The following is a 17839-nucleotide window of genomic DNA, read 5'->3' as shown; positions in this document are numbered from 1 at the left end:
GAGGCGACATGGGTGACGACGACCGCCCGATGCGGGCCTTCGGCGAACCGGACGAGCCTGATCGCACCGACCCGGACCCGACCCGCCGCATCGGCCCCGATGACAGCACCCGCCGCCTCGGTCCCTCGGATCCGGACGCCACGCGCACGTTCGGCCCCGACGAAAGCACCCGTCCCCTCGGTCCCACCGCGCCGCGCGACGATCGGGCCGGCGGTCCCGACGAAAGCACCCGTCCCCTCGGTCCCACCGCGCCGCGCGACGATCGGGCCGGCGGTCCCGGTGCGGAGGAGCCCACCCAGGTCTTCGGCTCGGTCGGGGAGCCGCCGACCACGCGGATCCCCACCTACCACGAGGGTGTCGACGACATGCCCGACCAGTCGGGGCAGGGCGGCCTCCGCGAGGTTCGCGAGCACTCGTACGACCCGAACTACGCGCGCCGGTACGAGCAGCCCCAGCCTCCCGCCCAGCCCCCGATCCCTCCCCCGCCGGGGCCGTACGACCGGGGCGACGACGACTGGGACCATGACGAGCGCGACGACGGGCGGGGGCGCAAGCGCTCCCGCGGCTGGATCCTGCTGGCCCTGGCCATCATCGTCGCGCTCGCGGCCTTCGCGCTCTGGAACGCCCTCCGCGCAGGAACCCCCGGGCCGGCTCCGGCCCCCACCGCGACGACCACCCCGAGCCGGACGGTCAGCACGCCGACGGTGACCCGGACCCCGGTCCTGCCGGTGCCGACCCGGATCCCGACGTCGCTGCCGACCCAGATCCCGACCACGCTGCCCAGCATCGAGCTTCCGAGTATCCAGGTCCCGACCACCCTGCCGTCGCGGTTCCCGACCACGCTGCCCTCACAGTTCCCGACCGCGTTGCCGAGTATCAACCTGCCCAGCCTGCCAAGGCTCGGCGGCAACTCCGGATGACCGAACGGCCCGACGACTCCCCCTGGGGGAGCCGTCGGGCCGTACATCGGTCGTTTCTTCAGTGACCCCGGGGGCCGCTGGTTCACAACGAGCCGGAAGTCACTCCCCCGGAGTCCGCTGGGCGGAGGCCGTGGTCCACAGGCACACCGCTGCAGCGGTGGCCAGGTTGAGGCTCTCGGCGCGGCCCCAGATCGGGACCCCTACCACCGCGTCAGCCATGGCGGAGTCCTCCTCGGGCAGGCCCCAGGCCTCGTTGCCCATCACCCAGGCGGTCGGATGGGCCAGCAGGCCTCGGGCGGCGTAGTCCTGCAGGTCGTCCCCGCCACCATCGGCGGCCAGTATCTGCAGTCCCGCCTCGCGGAGACGGGCCGTGGCCTCGTCGAGCCCGAGCCCGGTGACGACCGGGAGATGGAAGACCGAGCCGACGCTGGCGCGTACGACCTTGGGGTTGGTCCACTCGACCGAGCCCTTGGTGCAGACCACAGCATCGGCACCGAAGGCGTCGGCACACCGCAGCACGGCACCCAGGTTGCCCGGATCGCGGATCTGGGCGCAGACCAGAACCAGCCGGGGCGCCGCGGCGACGACGTCCTCCAGGGCGTACGTCGGGGTGGTCACCTGCGCCACGATCCCCTGCGGGGTGACCGTGTCGCTGAGCTGGGCCAGCAGCCGGGCACCGATCCCGTAGACGGGGACGGCACGCTCGGTGGCCAGCTCGACCAGGTCGGCATGGCGCTCGGCGGCATCCTCCTCGACCCAGAGGGCGACGACGTCGCCGTACGCGAGGGCCTCGCGGACGGCCTGGGGACCCTCGGCCAGGAACTGGCCGTCCTCCTCGCGGTTCTTGCGGGCGGTGAGACGACGGACCGACCGGACGCGGGCGCCCGAGGGCTCCTGCAGTCCGGCCGGTCCGTACTGGTCCTGGTGCATCATGCGTCCGGGAACATCAGGCGGCTGCGGTCTCCGCGACGGCCGGCTGGTTCTCCTTGGCGATCTTGACCAGGGCAGCGAACGCCGGGGCGTCGTTGACGGCCATCTCGGCCAGCATCTTGCGGTCCACCTCGATACCGGCGTTCTTCAGGCCGGAGATGAAGCGGTTGTAGGTCATGCCCTCGGCACGAGCCGCCGCGTTGATGCGCTGGATCCAGAGCTTGCGGAAGTCGCCCTTCTTGGCGCGACGGTCACGGTAGCTGTAGACGCCGGAGTGGAGCAGCTGCTCCTTGGCCTTGCGGTACGAGCGCGAGCGCTGGCCGCGGTAGCCGGATGCGCGGTCCAGGACCTCGCGGCGCTTCTTGTGCGCATTCACAGAACGCTTGACGCGTGCCATGGTTGTTTCTCCTTCAGTTCAAAAAGTCAGGGTGGGGGATGCTCACTTGCCGAGCAGCTTCTTGGCCTTCTGCGCGTCGCCCTTGGGGAGAACGGCGTCGCCGGTCAGGCGGCGGGTCCGCTTGCTGGACTTGTGCTCGTTGAGGTGCATCTTCCCGGCCTGGCGGTGCATGACCTTGCCGGACCCGGTGATCCGGAAGCGCTTCTTTGCACCGGAATGCGTCTTCATCTTGGGCATGTTGTGCTCCGTTTCCTAACGCCCTGCGGCGATCACAGGTCGATATCGGGGTCCATGTTGTCGGCCGGACCCTTCTTCTTGGCTTTCTTCTCCTCGGCCTCGGCGCGCGCACGCGTCGCGGCCAGGGACTCACGCTCCAGCTCTTCGTCGGCCGCACGCTCGGCCGCCTTGAGTTCCTTCTCCTTCTCGTGCTCGACGCGCGCCTGCCCCTTCTTGCGCGTCGGCGTCAGGATCATCAGCATGTTGCGCCCCTCCTGCTTGGGGGGGAACTCGATGGTGCCGAACTCATCCACGTCTTCGGCAAGACGCTTGAGCAGGTTGAACCCCAGCTCGGGACGGCTCTGTTCACGACCGCGGAACATGATGGTGATCTTGACCTTGTCACCACCCTTGAGGAAGCGGACGACGTGACCCTTCTTGGTCTCGTAGTCGTGCTCGTCGATCTTCGGACGAAGCTTCATCTCCTTGACGAGAACGTTCGACTGGTTGCGCCGATTCTCACGTTCCTTCTGCGCGTTCTCGTACTTGAACTTGCCGTAGTCCATGAGCTTGGCGACCGGCGGCTTGGCCTGCGGTGCCACCTCGACCAGGTCGAGCTCGGACTCGCGGGCCAGACGCAAGGCGTCTTCGATTCGTACGATGCCGACCTGCTCCCCGTTCGGGCCGACGAGTCGGACCTCCGGAACACGGATGCGGTCATTGATGCGCGGTTCAGTGGTAATGCTTCCTCCAAGATCAGGTAGTTTCGCAGCCCTTGACCCGGGGCACGAAAAAGGACCCCGCTTGCACGGGGTCCTGAAAGGTACGTACGACACGTCGGAGCCGCCCCCCGCAATTGGGTGGGTGACGAGTCCGATGCCTCGTACGACCGACCCGACGACTTGACGCCCAAGGGCGAGATGCGTCGTACGGGTGGGAGATCAGGTCCCCGCTTGAGTATCCGGGACAAGTCCGGACGGTCGGCGTCAACTGTACCGTACCGAAGGCACTCACCCTAATCGGGCGCCCTCGACGCGGGGGGACGACGTGAGGTACGGCTCAGTGGCCGTGCCCCTGGTGCCCGTGCTCATGGTCATGGCCGTGGTGGTGACCGTGCCCATGGTCATGCCCGTGGTCGTGGGCGCTCTCGGCGGGCGCGGACTCGTCCCGGGTGGCCAGCCAGCCATAGCCGTCCTCCATCCGGACCAGGCGACGACCCCGACCCAGGTTGGAGAGCAACGGCTCCTCCAACGACATCGTGATCGGGCCCTGCAGGTCGATCAGCAGGGTGCCTGCACCGGACATCACGGCCGCCTCGGCGACCCGGTCAAGGGTCGCGGGGATCGGCCGTGCCCGCGGATTCCAGGCCGCCAGGGCATCCACCCCGGTGAAGGCGAGCATCGCCTTTGCCCCGTCGGCCTGCTGCAGCAGGACCGCCGACATCTCCGCGTGCCGATCCGGATCGGGCCCCTCGGGGTGCAGGTTCTCCCCCGCCGCGACGATCGGGATGAGCAGTCGGGCCAGGCACAGTTCCACGATGGCGTCCAGGTAGGCGGCCTGGTCGCCCGAGGAGGCTGCGGCCATCGCCTCGCGCAGGCCCTCCGGCGCGGAGCCATCGTCCTCGGCGAACTCGTGGTTGGTGTCACCGAGGAGGTGTTCGTGGTGTCCGGTCATGGTGCCCCAGCGTAGAGGATCGCGATGAGGTGCCATCGCCTAGCCTGAAGTGGTGACTGAGCACCGCAGACCACGACGTCCGGGCCTCGTGCCGCCGGAGGCGCTCGAAGCGCTCGGAGAACGCACCGATCCGATCGCCGACCTCCACGTCGCGCACGAGTCGGCAGCGGTGCTGCTGCATGCGGGTCGGGCGGCCGATGATCCCGCGGTGACGGAACGGCTGGTGGCCCTGGTGGGCGAGATCGGATTGGACACGCTCGCGGACCTGTGGGCCGGCCGTCCGGCACGTTCGCTCCCCGGAGCACTCTGGCGGTTGTACGTCCTGCACGAGTGGGTGCTGACCGATCCGTACGGCGCTGCCCGCGAGTACGCGGCCGGGATCCGGTTCACCGAGCCCGACCACGCGGTCGCCGGGGCCGGTGACCCCACCGGACCCGACGAGGTCCGGCGCGTCACCGACGCGATCCTGCGCGGCGCGTTCACCGGCGACTTCGCCATCGCCCTGGAGCGGGCCGCGGCGTTCTGCCACGTCGTCTCCTCGGGCCGCGCCGACGTCTCGGAGGGACCCGGGGCGGCGGTCCAGGCCGCCCGGATGCAGACCATGGCCCAGGACCTGGCCGCCTGCGCGCGGCTGTGGCGGGCCGACGCCCTGCACTGACGGGGGAAGGGTCCGTACGGCGGCCAGCGTCGTTTGGCTCGGGCCGGTCGAGGAACTATTCTCATGGGTGTCGGGCCGCGGTAGCCCCGGGCCTCAACTCCTGCCGCTACGAGCGGCCAATCGCCGAGAGGCGCTCCCGGTCCGACCCAAACTCTTCCGGTTCCCCGCCCTTCGGGGGCGGCCTGCCTCATCTCCAGCCGACGCACGGTGCCCTCCGGCCGACCTGCGGACATGGCAGCCAATAGCACCCACGTCACGACGCCCCGACCCTTGCCGGTCGGGGCGTCGTGCTGCGTAGTGGATGGATCGGATGCGAGGCCACCTGTCAGCCGCGGGTCACCTGAACCTTCCGGGAGCTCGGCGGGAGCTCCGGACCGACCGGGACGCGGATCTCCAGGACACCGTCGGCGTAGGTCGCGGTCACGTCGTCCTCGGTGGCGCCGGCGGGCAGCGGGAGGGTGCGCTCGAAGGATCCGTAGTGGAACTCGGACCGGTAGGAGTCCTTCTCCTTGTGCTCCGACCTCTCCTCCCGGTGGGCCTGGATGTGCAGCTGCCCGTTCTGCACCGAGATGTCGACGTCCTTCTCGGGGTCGATCCCGGGTGCCTCGGCGCGTACCACCAGGGTCGTGCCGTCCTGGTACTCCTCCGTACGGAGGAGCGAATCGTCGGTTGTCTCGAACAGGCGCTCAACCATGTCCTGCAGGTCGGGCCATGGAGAACGTGGTCGACGGACCAGTGCCATTGTCAGACTCCTTTCACGAGGGCTCGTCTCCAGCGTGTGCCGGTCGTCGGGCAGGATCAAGAGGCGTGGGCCCCGAATCGGACGGATCCGGGTGATCCGGCTCTCACGGGGGTTCCCCCCGCTCGCCCCGGTCCCTGCGGGGCATTCTCGGGGTCACCGGGAACGGCCGGGTAGCCTGTGGACATGAACCCCGCGGACGTCCTGCTCATCGCCTGTCTGGCCCTGGTCGTGATCGGCCTGGTGTACACGCTCATCGCCTGGCGGGCCGGCTATGGCGCCGGGCACGTCCTGGAGGGTCTCGGGCTCGCCGGCCTGTCCGTCGGCCTGTACCTGTCCGGGCTGATGCAACTGGCCTACGACCTGCTCGCGGCCCTCGTCGCCTGGGGTCGCGCCCTGGTGTGGACCACGCAGGTCCAGGCTGGTATCGGTGCCCTGGCCGTGGCGGTGGTGCTCTGGGTCGTCGCCGGTGCCCTGAACCGCCGCGGCATCGGCGTCCTCACCAAGCAGGACCGCGCCGAACGGCGCCAGGCCCGCGTCGCCGCCCGCGCGGACAAGAAGGGCGCCGATCCGGCCACCGCCCGCCCCAGCGCTGCCCGGACGGCGACGACCACCCCCGCGGCCGCCCAGGCGAAGCCTGCCGCGCGGCCGGGCGCAGCCCCCGGCGCCGGCAAGGCTGGCCAGGACGACGACCTCGACGAGATCGAGGCCATCCTGCGCAAGCGAGGGATCAACTGATGGCGCCGCGTCTGGTAGCCGTGGACGTCGACGGCACGCTACTCACCTCCGGCCACGACCTCCTCGACAGCACCCGCGATGCCCTGGCCCGGGCGCGGGCCGCCGGTGCGACGCTGATGATCGCCTCGGGCCGGCCCGTCGCCGGGCTGCGGCACCAGGTCCGGCGGCTCGGCATCCCGATCGACGGGCTGGTACTGGCCGGGTTCAACGGGGCAGTGGTGGAGGACGCCGTCACCGGTGAGGTGTTCGCCTCGAACCTTTTGCCCTCCCACGTCAGTGCGCGCCTCTACCGGGGCCTGCGCCACATGCCGGTCTCCACCATCGTCCCGGTCGGCGACGACGTCTTCATCGAGGACGAGGAGGGCTACATGGTCCACGTCGAGTCGCGCGCCAACGCCACCCGCGAGGTGCTGGTCCAGGACCTGGCCAGCGCTGCCCCCAATCCGCCCAAGATCCTGGTCGCGGCTCCGTACGAGGTGCTGAGCGCGTACCGGGCGAGGATCGACGAACTGGGCGGGACCGATGTCGAGACCTGCTTCTCGTCCACCTTCTACTACGAGGTGAACGCCGCCGGCGTGAGCAAGGGCGCCGCCCTGGCCGCGTTCTGCGCGGCACGCGGGATCCCGCTGGAGGACACCATCGCCTTCGGTGACAACGAGAACGACCTGACCATGATCCGTACCGCGGGCCTCGGGGTCGCGATGGGCAATGCGGTGGACGTCCTGAAGGAGGCCGCCGACGTGGTGACCTCCAGCAACGATGACCATGGGATCGCCCGCGTGCTGGACGGGGACGAACTGCTGGTCTGAGTCCTCTGCGGGCGCGGGTGTCGAGACCCTCGACCCGCGCCACCGACCGGGCTCAGAGGCGGTGGCTCATCCAGATCTGGCGCAGCCGGGCGGCCTGCAGGCGGGCCCGGTCGCCGTCCGGTGCCTGGATGGCCATGACCATCCGGCGCTCCGGGTCACCGTCACGGTCACTGCGGAAGGTGGACACGTACGCCCACGGATCGCCCTCGCGGAAGTGGATGTTGACGATCTCGTGCCAGGCGTAGCGGTGCCGGACCGGCCCGTTGACGATGGTCAGGCCCTCCTCGTCGGCGCTGACCGAGGACGTCGCCAGCAGCATCACGGTAGCGACGATCGCCAGCAGGATGAACCCGATCATGACCAGGTCGACACCGACGGCCAGCTTTCGGATCTCGCCCGGCAGGGCGATCCAGGTGACGATCGGGCTCCCGAGGACGAGGGCCGAGACGATGCTGCCGGTTATCAGCATCGCGCGGGAGCGGACCCGCAGCAGCGTCGACACCGTCAGAGCCGGCAGGCGGCCAGATCAGTGACGAGGATGGCTCGGGCGCCCAGGTCCCAGAGCTCGTCCATGACCAGGTGGGCATCGGAGGCCTTCACCATGGCGCGGACGGCGTACCAGCCCTCGCGGGCGAGCTCGGAGACGGTCGGGGACTCGAAGCCCGGGGTGAGCGCCAGTGCGGCGTCGAGGTCGGCGGCAGCGACATCGTAGTCCATCAGGACGTACGTACGGGCCACCATGACGCCCTCGATCCGCTGGACGAAGTGCTCCAGGCCGTCCGGGACGTCGCCGTTGCGCTGGACGAGGATGCCCTCGGACTGCATGATCGGATCGCCGAAGACCGACAGGCCCGCGCGCTTCAGGGTGGTCCCGGTCTCGACCACGTCGGCGATCACGTCGGCGACACCGAGCCGGATGGAGTTCTCCACCGCGCCGTCCAGGTTGATCAGTCGTGCCGACATGCCGCGGGCGTCCAGCCAGGCCTGGACCAGACCCGGGTAGGAGGTCGCGATCCGCTGGCCGTCGAGCTGCTCCTCGGTGATCCCGGAGCCGTTGGGGGCGGCGAAGCGGAAGCGGGTCCCGCCGAAGCCGAGGGCCTTGATCTCGGTCGCGGCCGCACCGGAGTCGAGCAGCATGTCACGACCGGTGAAGCCGATGTCGAGGGTGCCCTCCCCTACGTAGATCGCGATGTCGCGCGGGCGCAGGTAGTAGAACTCGACCCGGTTGGCCTCGTCGACCACCATCAGTTCCTTGGACTCCGAGCGCTGCTTGTACCCGGCCTCCCGCAACATCTGCATCGAGGCGTCTGCCAGTGAGCCCTTGTTCGGGACGGCGACCTTCAGGAAGGGGCGATCAGCGTTCACGAGACCACACACTACTGGGGCCGACCGACACCGGCCAACACGGTGGCCGACGGCGGACCGGTCAGAGCTTGCGGTAGACGTCCTCCAGGGACAGTCCGGTGGCGATCATCATCACCTGCACGTGGTACAGCAGCTGGGAGATCTCCAGCGCGGTCGCGTCCTTGCCCTCGTACTCGGCGGCCATCCAGACCTCGCCGGCCTCCTCGATGACCTTCTTGCCGATGTGGTGCACGCCCGCGTCGAGCTCGGCGACCGTACCGGACCCCTCGGGGCGGGTACGGGCCTTGTCCTGCAGTTCGGCAAAAAGGCTCTCGAAGGTCTTCACCCCCTGAGCCTAACCGAACGGCCCGGGGGGTGAAGCTCAGCGAGCGACGACGATACCGAGCAGCGCGTCGGCGGCCAGGGCGACCAGCGCCGGCGCGGTGGCGTCCGCGCCGGTCCCGGCGAGGGTGGCGCGGCACCAGTCGTCCAGCGCGGCCAGGGCCGTCGGTGCGTCCAGGTCGTCGCGCAGGGCGGCACGCATCGCGGCCACCGTCGGCTCCGCGGGCGCCCCGGTACCGGCCGCGAAGGCCCGCCGCCACAGGTCGAGCCGGTCACAGGCGGCGGCGAGGCCCTCGTTCGTCCAGGACCAGTCGGAGCGGTAGTGGTTCGCCATGATGGCCAGGCGGACGGCCATCGGGTCGGTGCCGGCGGACACCAGCCGGGAGACGAGCACCAGGTTGCCCTTGGACTTCGACATCTTCTCCCCGTCCAGGCCGACCATGCCGGCATGGACGTACGCGGAGGCGAAGCGGTGTCCGCTGGTGGACCGGCCCTCGGCGGCACTCATCTCGTGGTGCGGGAAGGCCAGGTCGGCGCCGCCGCCCTGCACGTCGAAGGTGTCGCCCAGGTAGTGCTGCGCGATGGCGGAGCACTCGATGTGCCAGCCGGGCCGGCCGCGGCCGAGCGAGGACTCCCAGGACGGCTCGCCCTCGCGCTCCTGGCGCCAGACCAGGCAGTCGAACGGATCCTCCTTGCCGGGCTGGTCCGGATCCCCGCCGCGGTCGGCGAAGACCTCGCGGGCCTCGTCCTCGGGCAGGTGCGAGACCTCGCCGAAGCCGGGCACCCGACGGGACCGGAAGTACAGGTCCGCGGCCTCGACGCCGGGGACGGCAGGGTCCAGGCTGTACACCAGCCCGCGCTCCTGCAGCGTCTCGGCCACCTCGATGACCAGCGGGATCGCCTCGACCGCGCCGATGTAGTCCCGGGGCGGGAGGACGCGCAGTGCCTCCATGTCCGAGCGGAACAGGTCGATCTGGCTCAGCGCCAGCTCGGTCCAGTCCACACCGGTGGCGGTGGCGCGCTCCAGCAGCGGGTCGTCGACGTCGGTGACGTTCTGCACGTAGTTGACGTCCAGGCCGCGGTCGCGCCAGGTCCGGTTCAGCAGGTCGAAGGCCACGTACGTGGCGGCGTGGCCCATGTGGGTCGCGTCGTACGGGGTGATGCCGCACACGTACATGCGGGCCTCACCCTGGTCCGGACCGACACGCACCGGCCCTTGGGCGGCGGTGTCGTGGACGACGAGGGGGGCACTCCCGTCACCAGGGACGGTCGGCAGGTCAGGGGAGCTCCAGGCACGCATGCAGCGGACTTTACAGCGGTGGCCAAGGGATCGACGGCCAGCCGTCCTGCGGTGTGGGAAGGGTGCCCTGGCCCAGCAGGCTGTGGGTGCGTCGCAGCACCGCCTCGACCTCCTCGGGGTCGAGCAGGTCGCCGAGCACGTCGGGGGCGACGTCCAGCACGCGTTCCAGCAGGGTGACCTCGCCCGGCAGCAGCGGCTGCTCGGCCCAGCCCCACAGGATGGTGCGCAGTTTCGGCTCGACGTGGAAGCACAGGCCGTGGTCGCAGCCCATGATGGTGCCGCCGCTGGGCAGCAGGTGGGCTCCCTTGCGGTCGGAGTTGTTGGTGACGGCGTCGAACAGGGCCAGCCGTCGCAGCCTCGGGTCGTCCCGGTGCACCAACGTGGTCCGGTGCCCGTGCACGTCCAGACCCTCGACGATCGGGAACCAGCCCTCCGGGACGCGCCGGACCGGGACCAGGTCGACCAGGTCGCGTAGGTCCTCGTCGACGTCGACCCAGGTCTGCAGCGCCCCTCCCCCCTCATCGGTCTCCACCAGAACCGTGCTGGGGACCACGTCGAACCCGACGGCGGCCGACAGTTCGTACGCCGCCACCTCACGGGCGGCCAGCGTGCCGTCCGGGAAGTCCCACAACGGACGCTCGCCGGCCACCGGCTTCCAGACGCAGCGACGCGGCTCCGCTCCGGGCTCGAGGGCCTCGGCCAGGAACGTCGCGTTCGAGGCAGTCCGGATCCGGCCCAGGATGCGCAGGGACGTGCCGGTGCCCGAGGGCGGCGGTGTGGTCAGTGCGGGGTGCATCGGCTGGGGGACCTCCTCTCGGTGCGGATGGCAGCGGGGTTCAGTGCAGCGGGGTTCAGTGCAGGGGATTGACGTAGCCGTTGGCGCGGGGACAGACGTGCCCTTCGGCCGCCATCGCCTGGCGACAGAAGGGGCACACCGGCCGGCCGGCGGCCACGACCGTCAGCGCCCGGGCGACGAACTGTCGAGCCGCGGCGGGGCTGAGCGTGATCACGCAGACCGTGCCTTCCTGCAGCGCGGACGTGTCGATCTCGCTGATCCCGGTGATCGTCTCCTCGACGTCGTCGGAGAACAGCTCCAGCACCACCCTGTCCTGGCGGCCGTCCCAGGCCAGGCTCATCGGTCCGACGGTGAAGTCGTCGGTGATCGGCGCGTCCAGGGGACGGTTGTCGAGCGCGGACTCCACCGGCGGGGGGATGTCGACGGTGCTGAGCGAACGGGCCGCGACCTCGTCCAGGAGGTGGGCGATCTGGTTGGCCAGCACCTCGACCTGCTGCTTCTCGCAGACCAGGGAGGACAGCCGGTTGGCCTCACGCACCTGCAGGTAGAACGTACGGTCGCCGGGCTCGCCGACGGTACCGGAGACGAAGCGGTCCGGGTTGTCGTAGCGCAGGGTGAACGCGGTCACGCTTCCACCCTACTTCCCCGGCCCGGCACCGCCACCGACGACGGCGTCATCGCTGGTCGGGGCCACCTTGGGCAGCAGGTCGGCCAGGGCGCCGGACGAGGTGTTGGTGGCCAGCACGTACGGGCGGGCGCTGGTGTAGCGGACGACGCTGACCGAGGCCGGGTTGACCACGAGCCGCTGGAAGTGGTCCAGGTGCAGGCCGAGGGCATCGGCGAGGATCGCCTTGATGATGTCGCCGTGGCTGACGGCCATCCAGATCGCCTCGGGGCCGGCCTCGTCGGCGATCCGGTCCTGCCGCGAGCGGATCGCGGCGACGGCACGCTGGGCCATGGCCACCATCGACTCACCCTCTGGGAACGTGGCCGCCGAGGGGTGGGACTGGACGGTTCGCCACAGCTCCTCCTCCGCGAGTTCCTTGAGCGGGCGCCCGCTCCAGGAGCCGTAGTCGACCTCGGCGAGGGCCTCGTCGACGATGACGTCCGCCGCGGTGGCGACCTCCCGAACCCGGCGGATCTCGTCAGCGGTCTGCAGGCAACGCTCCATCGGCGAGGACACCTCGGCCACCACGGAGAGCCCCGCCAGCCGCCGTCCGGCTTCACGGGCCTGTTCGATACCGGTCTCGTCGAGGCACACGCCGGGCAGCCGTCCGGCCAGGATGCCGGAGGCGTTGGCGGTGGTCCGTCCGTGGCGCACCAGCAGCAGGATCGTCATGGCGCCCAGCGTACGGGAGGGTCCCAGCGGGCCCCCACCTCAGCGGTAGCGACCGCGCCGGTGTTCCAACGCCTCCAGTCCCTCGGAGAGCGCGACGTCCTCGATCCTGGCGCGGACCAGCAGGCCCCACCCGGCCCGGGGCGGGTCAGGGTCGACCAGACGCACTCCGACCCAACCCGCTGCACCCGACAGGCGCGGCCCGTGCGGGGCATCGACCCACTCCCCCGTCCGGAACGGGCCCCCGGGTGAGGGGGCAACGCGGGCGAAGGCGTCGGCGACCGCTCCCTGGCCCGCGGCGAGGACGCTCACGGTGGCAGTGCCGGCATCCCGGAACAGGTCCCACCAGTCGCAGTCCTCATCGACCAGGGCGACGAGTTCGGCCGGTTCGCCCTCCCCGACCAGGACCGAGGAGATGGTCCAGCCGTCGCGACGGCCACCGTGCGCGGAGGCCCAGACCGTGACCGGGGCCGGCAGGTGGCCGCGCAGGCGGCGGACCGGATCGCGGAGCTCGGGCGGGGTGAGGAACGGATGCTCGCCGTGGATGCTCATGGGGCCAGTCTGGCGCAGCCCTCCGTACGGTCCGGGCCTCGACCCACGGATGCCGCCTGGCACGCAGCCGCGACGGATCCTGGCTCGAGCCACCGGGGTCCCTGTACTGATTCCCAGTTGCCCCCGCTGATCGACGCAGTTGCGTGACGCAACTGCTGGGATCGGGCGATCCCATTGGGAATCAGTACAGGCCCGAGGACGGCACGCATCCTGGCAGCCCGGCCGCTGGGATCGCGGACCAGCGGAACGTGGGCCTGCGCATCGTGGACCTGCGGAACGACGGCGGCCCGGACCGGCTGGGGCCCTAGAGTCTGGGCCATGGAACAGCGACGCGTCGGCTCCACCGGTCTGCAGGTGTCCCGGCTGGGCCTCGGAACGCTCACCTGGGGACGCGACACGGCTCCACAGGCGGCGTACGAGTTGCTCGCCACCTTCGTCGACGCCGGCGGAACCCTGGTCGACACCGCGGCGGCGTACGGGGCCGGCGATGCCGAGCAGATCCTCGGGGCGCTGATGGCCCATGAGTTCGACCGCGAGGACCTGGTCATCGCCTCCAAGGCCGGATTCGTCGTACGGGACGGCGAGCGCCGCGTCGACACCTCCGCCCGGGCGATGCTCGCCGACCTCGATGCCTCGTTGGAGCGGCTCGGCACCGACTGGATCGACCTGTGGCAGGTGCACGCCTGGGGGCAGGCGCCGATCGAGGAGACCCTGGCGGCGATGGACACCGCTGTCACGTCGGGCCGGGTCCGCTACCTCGGGCTGTCCAACTTCGTCGGGTGGCAGACGGCGGCGGCCGCCACCTGGCAGCGGGCGGTGACGACACGTACGCCGCTGGCGTCGGCCCAGGTCGAGTACTCGCTGATGACGCGCCGGGCCGAGGTGGAGATCCTGCCGGCGGTCCGGGCCGCCGGGCTCGGCTTCTTCCCGTGGTCGCCGCTGGGCCGGGGAGTGCTGACCGGGAAGTACCGTCGCGGCACACCGAAGGACTCCCGTGCCGCCGCGGAGCACTTCGCCTGGTTCGTCGAGCCCTACCTGCAGCCCCGTTCCCGCGGCATCGTCGACGCCGTGGCGCGCGCCGCTGACGGGCTGGGGATGAAGCCGCTGGAGGTCGCGCTGTTGTGGGTACGCGACGCCCCGGGAGTGACCGCTCCCCTGCTGGGGGCCCGCAGTCCCGAGCAGCTCGAGGAGTGCCTGGCCGTCGAGGAGATGGACCTGCCGGACGAGATCGCCGCGGCCCTGGACGACGTGTCGGGTGGCCCGCTGGCATCCCGTGACGGCGCCGGGCGGCCGATCGAGCCGCCGATGCACGGCTGAGAAGGTTCAGCCAGGGTCAGGCGCCGGGATCCACCCGGCGCTGCCCCGAGCCGTCACCACCAGGCGTCAACCAGATGGCCACCGCCCCGGTGACCAGGTAGACCGCCTGCAGCACGTGGAGGCCCCGGATGGAGGCGATCTCCCCGATGATCCAGGCGAGCATGACCACCCCGGCCAGGATGCTGGCCAGTTCACGTCCGACCACCCGCTTGGCCATCGCCAGGGCCGCCACCAGGGCGCTTCCCCCCACGATGGCGAACAGGATCACGCCGGGCAGGTAGAGGTCCGGGAAGGCCGTGTGCGTGACCCACACCGGTTGGTCGATCAGGCCGATCATCAGGGCGATCCCCCCGCCGATGGCCGAGATGGCGTTGAACAGCTGCAACCCGAGCACGATCCCGTACCGGTGCGGTACCCCCCGCCGGTGTTCCATGGCATCGAGGCTAGCGAGCCGAGGGGTCGACCAGGCAGCCTTCGGGGATCCGGGCGAGCCGTCGGACGGTCGGTGAGTCGACCGGGCGGATACGTGGGCGGTCCGGACCGGCCAGGAGGGACGGCCCCCGGCTCACTCCGGGTAGGACTCCCAGGTGGCGCGTACGCGGATGATCCGGCGGCGCATCCACACCTCGCGCCGGCCGTCGCGGTAGCGCCGCAGACGATGCAGTTCCCAGCCCTCGCGCTCGGCCTCCTCGGTGAGCATCTGGCGCAGCGCGTTGCGGGACATCTCGCGGTCGATGGTCAGGCGCCTGACGTCGTAGTCGGCGTCGGGTCGCTGGCGCACTCGGGTCCGGGTTGTCACGCGCTCCATTGTGCCTGCGGCGTCAACCGCGGGGGCCGAGTTGGCACTCCGGGGCGAGTTGGGTATAGTTCTACATCGCTGCCCGGGAAGCTCCGGAAACAGCAAGCACACCTGTCCGGGTGGCGGAATTGGTAGACGCGCTAGCTTGAGGTGCTAGTGCCCGTTATAGGGCATAGGGGTTCAAGTCCCCTCTCGGACACAACGACAGAAGGCCCATCCCCGGCGGGATGGGCCTTCTTCTTTCTTGTAACGGTCCGGCCCATCCAGCGCCGCCGAGCGAAACCGGACTCGTACGCCAGCACCACCACCTGCACCCCATCTACGGGGGCCCTCCTGGCCGCGTCGATCGCTGTCGATTCCCATCCACCGTTGTCGACCCTACTTGCTGGTCTCCGCCAGGCGATCGAGCGCCTCTGTCCAAAGTCGAGGGAGGATCCTCGGCCCCATCAGCGCTGGGTCAAGACCGCGCCGTGGCGCCTGCCCGATGGTCGCATCCGCGTCGTCCGGTGTCGGATGACGGGCTAGGAAGAAGACCGAGTAGCAGTTTATAGTGCCTTATAACAGATCGCTATACATGGCACAAAGCCGCTATACCTTCCTCGAGGAGCGTCGTGGATCCGGTCCGGAACCCCTATTCACCGGGAGCTGGCAGGTTGCCCGCTGCACTGGTCGGACGAGAGAGCCAGCTCACCGCCTGGGACATCGCCATCCGGCGTATATCGACCGGCCGCGACGCCCAATCGTTGGTCCTGTACGGGCTGCGGGGCGTGGGCAAGACCGTCCTGCTCACGCGGTTCGCCCAGATGGCGCGTGATCGCGCTTGGATCGTTGCTCAGGTGGAAGCGAAGTCGGGCCGGTCCATGCGCGCGATGGTGGGAGAGGCCCTGCACGACAACTTGGTGGACCTCGCCCGTCCTGGCGTGGGTGTTCGCGTGCTGAAAGCGCTCAAGACCGCTCTGAGTTTCAAGGCCTCGTACGACTCCTCCGGTACCTGGAGCTTCGGGCTGGACCTCGATGACAGCCCCGGCGGAGGGGCGGACACCGGAACCTTCGAATCCGACCTCGGCAAGCTCTTGCGCGATCTCAGCGCCGCCGCCGAGGAAGGCGATGCAGGTCTGGCTCTCCTCGTCGACGAGGCCCAGGACCTGCCCGAGGACGAGCTGATCGCCTTGTGCTCGATCGTCCACGCGGCCAACCAACGCCAGGATCGCCTCGTCGTCGCCCTTGCGGGCCTGCCGAGCCTGCCCCGGAAGCTGGCCGAGGCCAAGTCCTACGCCGAACGCCTCTTCAGCTACCACACCGTGGATGCGCTGACGCGGGATGACGCGATCGCTGCGCTGGAGTCGCCTGCCGAGACCGAGGGCGCATCGTGGCAGGTCGACGCCATGGACCGCGTGATCGAGGCGGCTGGAGGCTACCCGTACTTCCTGCAGCAGTACGGGCAGGAAACCTGGAACGTCGCGCCCGGATCCCCCATCACCTTCCACGATGCGCAACTGGGTGTTGCGGAGGGTCAACTCGCCCTCGACAACGGCTTCTTCCGCATCAGGTGGGAGCGCGCCACCAGCGCCGAGAAGGAGTACCTGCGGGCCATGGCCGTCGATGGGGACCGCGGCAGCGCCTCCGGCGAGGTGGCCGCTCGTCTGCACAAGAAGACGACGGCCCTCGGACCCGCGCGGGCCAACCTGATCAACAAGGGCCTGATCTACTCCCCCGACCACGGAATGGTCGCCTACACCGTCCCCGCCATGGCTGCGTTCGTCCAGCGACAGGAGTCAGCCGAATAATCGCCCCCGCCGGCCAGCCATCGCCTTCGGATCACAGGCTGGGTCGGGATCCTCCAGGGGGCGCTGATCGGCGGGACGCCAGTCACTCTGCTTCTGCAGGCGCTGGAGCAGCATCTGCTCGCCGGCCTTGACGTTGCTGTGCTGGATCTTGCGGACCCACTCGGCAAGCTCGGCGTCGCCGGCTTCCTCTGCATCCTTGATGGAGGACTCCACCCGCCATGCCATGTCCAGGGATGCTTCCAGGACGGCGATCAAGTCGTACCGGGGGTCCCTGAGAGGGCTCTGGGGCTCGTTGGCCATGGTCGTGTGTCTTTCCCAGCATCGTACGGATGTGCGACTGCACCTGACAGACCGGCTTTCCCGGCACCTTCCACGCTGCGACGCCGTCCGCTAGGGGACAACGGCCAAATATCGACAGACACCTCGGCGGCGGCGCGCGTCTCCCTGTGCCACGACCGACTCGGATCGAGACCCCCTCGAGGACTGCGGTCTGTTCCTGACCCTCGAACGCCTCGGATCCGGTCGCGATCGAGCATGCGAGGGGCCACTCGGTCGGCTCCTGGACCGGCGTGGATGATGGGTCCATGACTCCTGCCACTGGACCCCACCGCCTCGGCCCCGACGACACCGACCTGCACCTGCTGACGACCGTTGAGGGCCCGATGGCCAAGATGGGTCACGAGCTGGTCCTCAGGATCGGGCGCTGGGAGGCCACCGTAACCGTGGGCGATACCCCCGAGGCGACCACGCTCGTCTTCACCGCGGACCTCACCTCCCTCAGGGTGTCGGGCAACCGCGACCGCACCAAGGACGTACCGGCCAAGGACCGTACGGACATCGTCGGCCATGCCGCCAAGGCCCTGCAGACCCAGAAGTACGGCCAGGTGAACTTCCGGTCGACCTCGGCCGAGGGCACCTGGGACGCCATCATCCTGCACGGGCAGCTCGCCCTGCACGGCCAGACCCAGCCGCAGGACTTCCGGGTGGTCGCCGGCGATGGCGCGTACGAGCTGACCGGCCAGATCACCCAGACCCGCTACGGCATCAAGCCCTTCGCGATCATGATGGGGGCGCTCAAGGTCGGGGACGTGGTCGAGGTGCAGGCCACCGCACACTTCTGACCGATCCGGCCGAACAGCTCGATCAGGCCGAACAGCTCGATCAGGCCGGACCGGCCGATCAGGC

24 protein-coding genes and 1 tRNA gene are annotated in these 17839 nt (G+C 70.0%); 8 read left to right on the top strand and 17 right to left on the bottom strand.

What is annotated here, in order from left to right:
* The first annotated feature begins 8 nt into the window (after positions 1–8).
* The gene (locus GA0111570_RS12675) at positions 9–920 is read left to right on the top strand and encodes a hypothetical protein (RefSeq protein ID WP_092611802.1); all 912 of its coding nucleotides are present in this window, start codon (positions 9–11) and stop codon (positions 918–920) included.
* Positions 921–1019: 99 nt separating this feature from the next.
* Here the strand turns inward: GA0111570_RS12675 and GA0111570_RS12670 are convergent, their stop codons facing one another.
* The 5 genes from GA0111570_RS12670 to GA0111570_RS12650 form a co-directional block, all read right to left on the bottom strand.
* Positions 1020–1853, bottom strand: coding sequence for a TrmH family RNA methyltransferase (locus tag GA0111570_RS12670; RefSeq protein WP_217634154.1), 834 nt, complete (start codon positions 1851–1853; stop codon positions 1020–1022).
* A 13-nt stretch (positions 1854–1866) separates the two neighbouring features.
* Positions 1867–2247 carry a 50S ribosomal protein L20 gene (gene rplT, locus GA0111570_RS12665; RefSeq protein ID WP_092611799.1) on the bottom strand — a complete coding sequence of 127 codons (381 nt, stop codon included), beginning with the start codon at positions 2245–2247 and terminating at the stop codon, positions 1867–1869.
* A 42-nt stretch (positions 2248–2289) separates the two neighbouring features.
* A complete protein-coding gene (gene rpmI / locus GA0111570_RS12660; RefSeq protein WP_092611796.1) occupies positions 2290–2484 on the bottom strand; it encodes a 50S ribosomal protein L35 in 195 nt (64 codons plus the stop codon).
* Between the two features lie 32 nt (positions 2485–2516).
* The gene (gene infC, locus GA0111570_RS12655; RefSeq protein WP_425438626.1) at positions 2517–3206 is read right to left on the bottom strand and encodes a translation initiation factor IF-3; all 690 of its coding nucleotides are present in this window, start codon (positions 3204–3206) and stop codon (positions 2517–2519) included.
* Positions 3207–3522: 316 nt separating this feature from the next.
* Positions 3523–4137, bottom strand: coding sequence for an SseB family protein (locus GA0111570_RS12650; protein ID WP_175557480.1), 615 nt, complete (start codon positions 4135–4137; stop codon positions 3523–3525).
* A 52-nt stretch (positions 4138–4189) separates the two neighbouring features.
* Between GA0111570_RS12650 and GA0111570_RS12645 the strand changes: the two genes are divergently transcribed.
* Entirely contained in the window at positions 4190–4795 is a 606-nt protein-coding gene (locus tag GA0111570_RS12645) for a hypothetical protein (protein WP_092611879.1), read from the top strand.
* 325 nt (positions 4796–5120) lie between these two features.
* Here GA0111570_RS12645 and GA0111570_RS12640 read toward each other — a convergent pair whose 3' ends face one another.
* Positions 5121–5537, bottom strand: a complete 417-nt coding sequence (locus tag GA0111570_RS12640) for an Hsp20/alpha crystallin family protein (protein WP_092611787.1) — start codon at positions 5535–5537, stop codon at positions 5121–5123.
* A gap of 183 nt (positions 5538–5720) precedes the next feature.
* Here GA0111570_RS12640 and GA0111570_RS12635 point away from each other — a divergent pair, with 183 nt between their 5' ends.
* Positions 5721–6272 (top strand): hypothetical protein, encoded by a 552-nt coding sequence (locus GA0111570_RS12635; RefSeq protein ID WP_092611784.1) that lies wholly within the window; start codon positions 5721–5723, stop codon positions 6270–6272.
* Positions 6272–7081, top strand: coding sequence for a Cof-type HAD-IIB family hydrolase (locus GA0111570_RS12630; protein ID WP_092611781.1), 810 nt, complete (start codon positions 6272–6274; stop codon positions 7079–7081). The genes GA0111570_RS12635 and GA0111570_RS12630 overlap by 1 nt, the downstream gene beginning before the upstream one ends.
* A gap of 52 nt (positions 7082–7133) precedes the next feature.
* Here GA0111570_RS12630 and GA0111570_RS12625 read toward each other — a convergent pair whose 3' ends face one another.
* The 8 genes from GA0111570_RS12625 to GA0111570_RS12590 all read right to left on the bottom strand — a co-directional run bounded on the left by GA0111570_RS12625 (position 7134) and on the right by GA0111570_RS12590 (position 12751).
* On the bottom strand, positions 7134–7583 hold the full coding sequence (locus GA0111570_RS12625) for a PH domain-containing protein (RefSeq protein ID WP_092611778.1): 450 nt from the start codon (positions 7581–7583) through the stop codon (positions 7134–7136).
* Between the two features lie 2 nt (positions 7584–7585).
* Complete coding sequence (gene hisG, locus GA0111570_RS12620) at positions 7586–8446, bottom strand: ATP phosphoribosyltransferase (protein WP_281245209.1); 861 nt, start codon at positions 8444–8446, stop codon at positions 7586–7588.
* A gap of 61 nt (positions 8447–8507) precedes the next feature.
* The gene (locus GA0111570_RS12615; RefSeq protein WP_092611775.1) at positions 8508–8771 is read right to left on the bottom strand and encodes a phosphoribosyl-ATP diphosphatase; all 264 of its coding nucleotides are present in this window, start codon (positions 8769–8771) and stop codon (positions 8508–8510) included.
* A 36-nt stretch (positions 8772–8807) separates the two neighbouring features.
* Positions 8808–10067, bottom strand: a complete 1260-nt coding sequence (mshC, locus tag GA0111570_RS12610) for a cysteine--1-D-myo-inosityl 2-amino-2-deoxy-alpha-D-glucopyranoside ligase (protein WP_092611772.1) — start codon at positions 10065–10067, stop codon at positions 8808–8810.
* A 10-nt stretch (positions 10068–10077) separates the two neighbouring features.
* On the bottom strand, positions 10078–10863 hold the full coding sequence (locus GA0111570_RS12605) for an SCO1664 family protein (protein ID WP_092611769.1): 786 nt from the start codon (positions 10861–10863) through the stop codon (positions 10078–10080).
* 55 nt (positions 10864–10918) lie between these two features.
* The gene (locus GA0111570_RS12600; RefSeq protein ID WP_092611766.1) at positions 10919–11491 is read right to left on the bottom strand and encodes a DUF3090 family protein; all 573 of its coding nucleotides are present in this window, start codon (positions 11489–11491) and stop codon (positions 10919–10921) included.
* 9 nt (positions 11492–11500) lie between these two features.
* Positions 11501–12202, bottom strand: coding sequence for an MSMEG_4193 family putative phosphomutase (locus GA0111570_RS12595; protein WP_092611763.1), 702 nt, complete (start codon positions 12200–12202; stop codon positions 11501–11503).
* Positions 12203–12241: 39 nt separating this feature from the next.
* Positions 12242–12751: a flavin reductase family protein gene (locus GA0111570_RS12590; RefSeq protein WP_092611760.1), complete on the bottom strand. Its 510-nt coding sequence runs from the start codon at positions 12749–12751 to the stop codon at positions 12242–12244.
* A gap of 318 nt (positions 12752–13069) precedes the next feature.
* On the opposite strand from GA0111570_RS12590, the gene GA0111570_RS12585 reads away from it, so the two are divergent.
* A complete protein-coding gene (locus GA0111570_RS12585; RefSeq protein ID WP_092611757.1) occupies positions 13070–14068 on the top strand; it encodes an aldo/keto reductase in 999 nt (332 codons plus the stop codon).
* A gap of 16 nt (positions 14069–14084) precedes the next feature.
* On the opposite strand, the gene GA0111570_RS12580 is transcribed toward GA0111570_RS12585, so the two are convergent.
* Both GA0111570_RS12580 and GA0111570_RS12575 read right to left on the bottom strand, forming a co-directional pair.
* A complete protein-coding gene (locus GA0111570_RS12580; protein WP_092611754.1) occupies positions 14085–14501 on the bottom strand; it encodes a hypothetical protein in 417 nt (138 codons plus the stop codon).
* Positions 14502–14633: 132 nt separating this feature from the next.
* Positions 14634–14867 carry a DUF5703 family protein gene (locus GA0111570_RS12575; RefSeq protein ID WP_245703191.1) on the bottom strand — a complete coding sequence of 78 codons (234 nt, stop codon included), beginning with the start codon at positions 14865–14867 and terminating at the stop codon, positions 14634–14636.
* A 113-nt stretch (positions 14868–14980) separates the two neighbouring features.
* Here GA0111570_RS12575 and GA0111570_RS12570 point away from each other — a divergent pair.
* Together GA0111570_RS12570 and GA0111570_RS12565 are read left to right on the top strand one after the other, a co-directional pair.
* Positions 14981–15066: transfer RNA gene (locus GA0111570_RS12570), tRNA-Leu, on the top strand.
* Between the two features lie 454 nt (positions 15067–15520).
* Positions 15521–16654, top strand: coding sequence for an ATP-binding protein (locus GA0111570_RS12565; RefSeq protein WP_217634153.1), 1134 nt, complete (start codon positions 15521–15523; stop codon positions 16652–16654).
* Here GA0111570_RS12565 and GA0111570_RS12560 read toward each other — a convergent pair.
* Positions 16643–16954, bottom strand: coding sequence for a hypothetical protein (locus GA0111570_RS12560; protein ID WP_217634152.1), 312 nt, complete (start codon positions 16952–16954; stop codon positions 16643–16645). The two genes, GA0111570_RS12565 and GA0111570_RS12560, sit on opposite strands and share 12 nt — an antisense overlap.
* Before the next feature lie 284 nt (positions 16955–17238).
* Between GA0111570_RS12560 and GA0111570_RS12555 the strand changes: the two genes are divergently transcribed.
* Positions 17239–17775 carry a YceI family protein gene (locus GA0111570_RS12555; protein WP_092611745.1) on the top strand — a complete coding sequence of 179 codons (537 nt, stop codon included), beginning with the start codon at positions 17239–17241 and terminating at the stop codon, positions 17773–17775.
* The last annotated feature ends 64 nt before the right edge of the window (positions 17776–17839 follow it).

Source organism: Raineyella antarctica, from assembly GCF_900092135.1.
Taxonomy (GTDB): Bacteria; Actinomycetota; Actinomycetes; order Propionibacteriales; family Propionibacteriaceae; genus Raineyella; species Raineyella antarctica.
The sequence above is the reverse complement of the archived record's forward strand: the minus strand, read 5'-3'. Positions and strand labels throughout refer to the sequence as shown.

Excerpts from the sequence above, each read along its gene's own strand:
- GA0111570_RS12675 (WP_092611802.1), top strand. The coding sequence starts at position 9 with ATGGGTGACGACGACCGCCCGATGCGGGCCTTCGGCGAACCGGACGAG.
- GA0111570_RS12670 (WP_217634154.1), bottom strand. The coding sequence starts at position 1,853 with ATGATGCACCAGGACCAGTACGGACCGGCCGGACTGCAGGAGCCCTCG.
- rplT (WP_092611799.1), bottom strand. The coding sequence starts at position 2,247 with ATGGCACGCGTCAAGCGTTCTGTGAATGCGCACAAGAAGCGCCGCGAG.
- rpmI (WP_092611796.1), bottom strand. The coding sequence starts at position 2,484 with ATGCCCAAGATGAAGACGCATTCCGGTGCAAAGAAGCGCTTCCGGATC.
- GA0111570_RS12650 (WP_175557480.1), bottom strand. The coding sequence starts at position 4,137 with ATGACCGGACACCACGAACACCTCCTCGGTGACACCAACCACGAGTTC.
- GA0111570_RS12640 (WP_092611787.1), bottom strand. The coding sequence starts at position 5,537 with ATGGCACTGGTCCGTCGACCACGTTCTCCATGGCCCGACCTGCAGGAC.
- GA0111570_RS12635 (WP_092611784.1), top strand. The coding sequence starts at position 5,721 with ATGAACCCCGCGGACGTCCTGCTCATCGCCTGTCTGGCCCTGGTCGTG.
- GA0111570_RS12630 (WP_092611781.1), top strand. The coding sequence starts at position 6,272 with ATGGCGCCGCGTCTGGTAGCCGTGGACGTCGACGGCACGCTACTCACC.
- mshC (WP_092611772.1), bottom strand. The coding sequence starts at position 10,067 with ATGCGTGCCTGGAGCTCCCCTGACCTGCCGACCGTCCCTGGTGACGGG.
- GA0111570_RS12605 (WP_092611769.1), bottom strand. The coding sequence starts at position 10,863 with ATGCACCCCGCACTGACCACACCGCCGCCCTCGGGCACCGGCACGTCC.
- GA0111570_RS12595 (WP_092611763.1), bottom strand. The coding sequence starts at position 12,202 with ATGACGATCCTGCTGCTGGTGCGCCACGGACGGACCACCGCCAACGCC.
- GA0111570_RS12590 (WP_092611760.1), bottom strand. The coding sequence starts at position 12,751 with ATGAGCATCCACGGCGAGCATCCGTTCCTCACCCCGCCCGAGCTCCGC.
- GA0111570_RS12585 (WP_092611757.1), top strand. The coding sequence starts at position 13,070 with ATGGAACAGCGACGCGTCGGCTCCACCGGTCTGCAGGTGTCCCGGCTG.
- GA0111570_RS12580 (WP_092611754.1), bottom strand. The coding sequence starts at position 14,501 with ATGGAACACCGGCGGGGGGTACCGCACCGGTACGGGATCGTGCTCGGG.
- GA0111570_RS12560 (WP_217634152.1), bottom strand. The coding sequence starts at position 16,954 with ATGGCCAACGAGCCCCAGAGCCCTCTCAGGGACCCCCGGTACGACTTG.
- GA0111570_RS12555 (WP_092611745.1), top strand. The coding sequence starts at position 17,239 with ATGACTCCTGCCACTGGACCCCACCGCCTCGGCCCCGACGACACCGAC.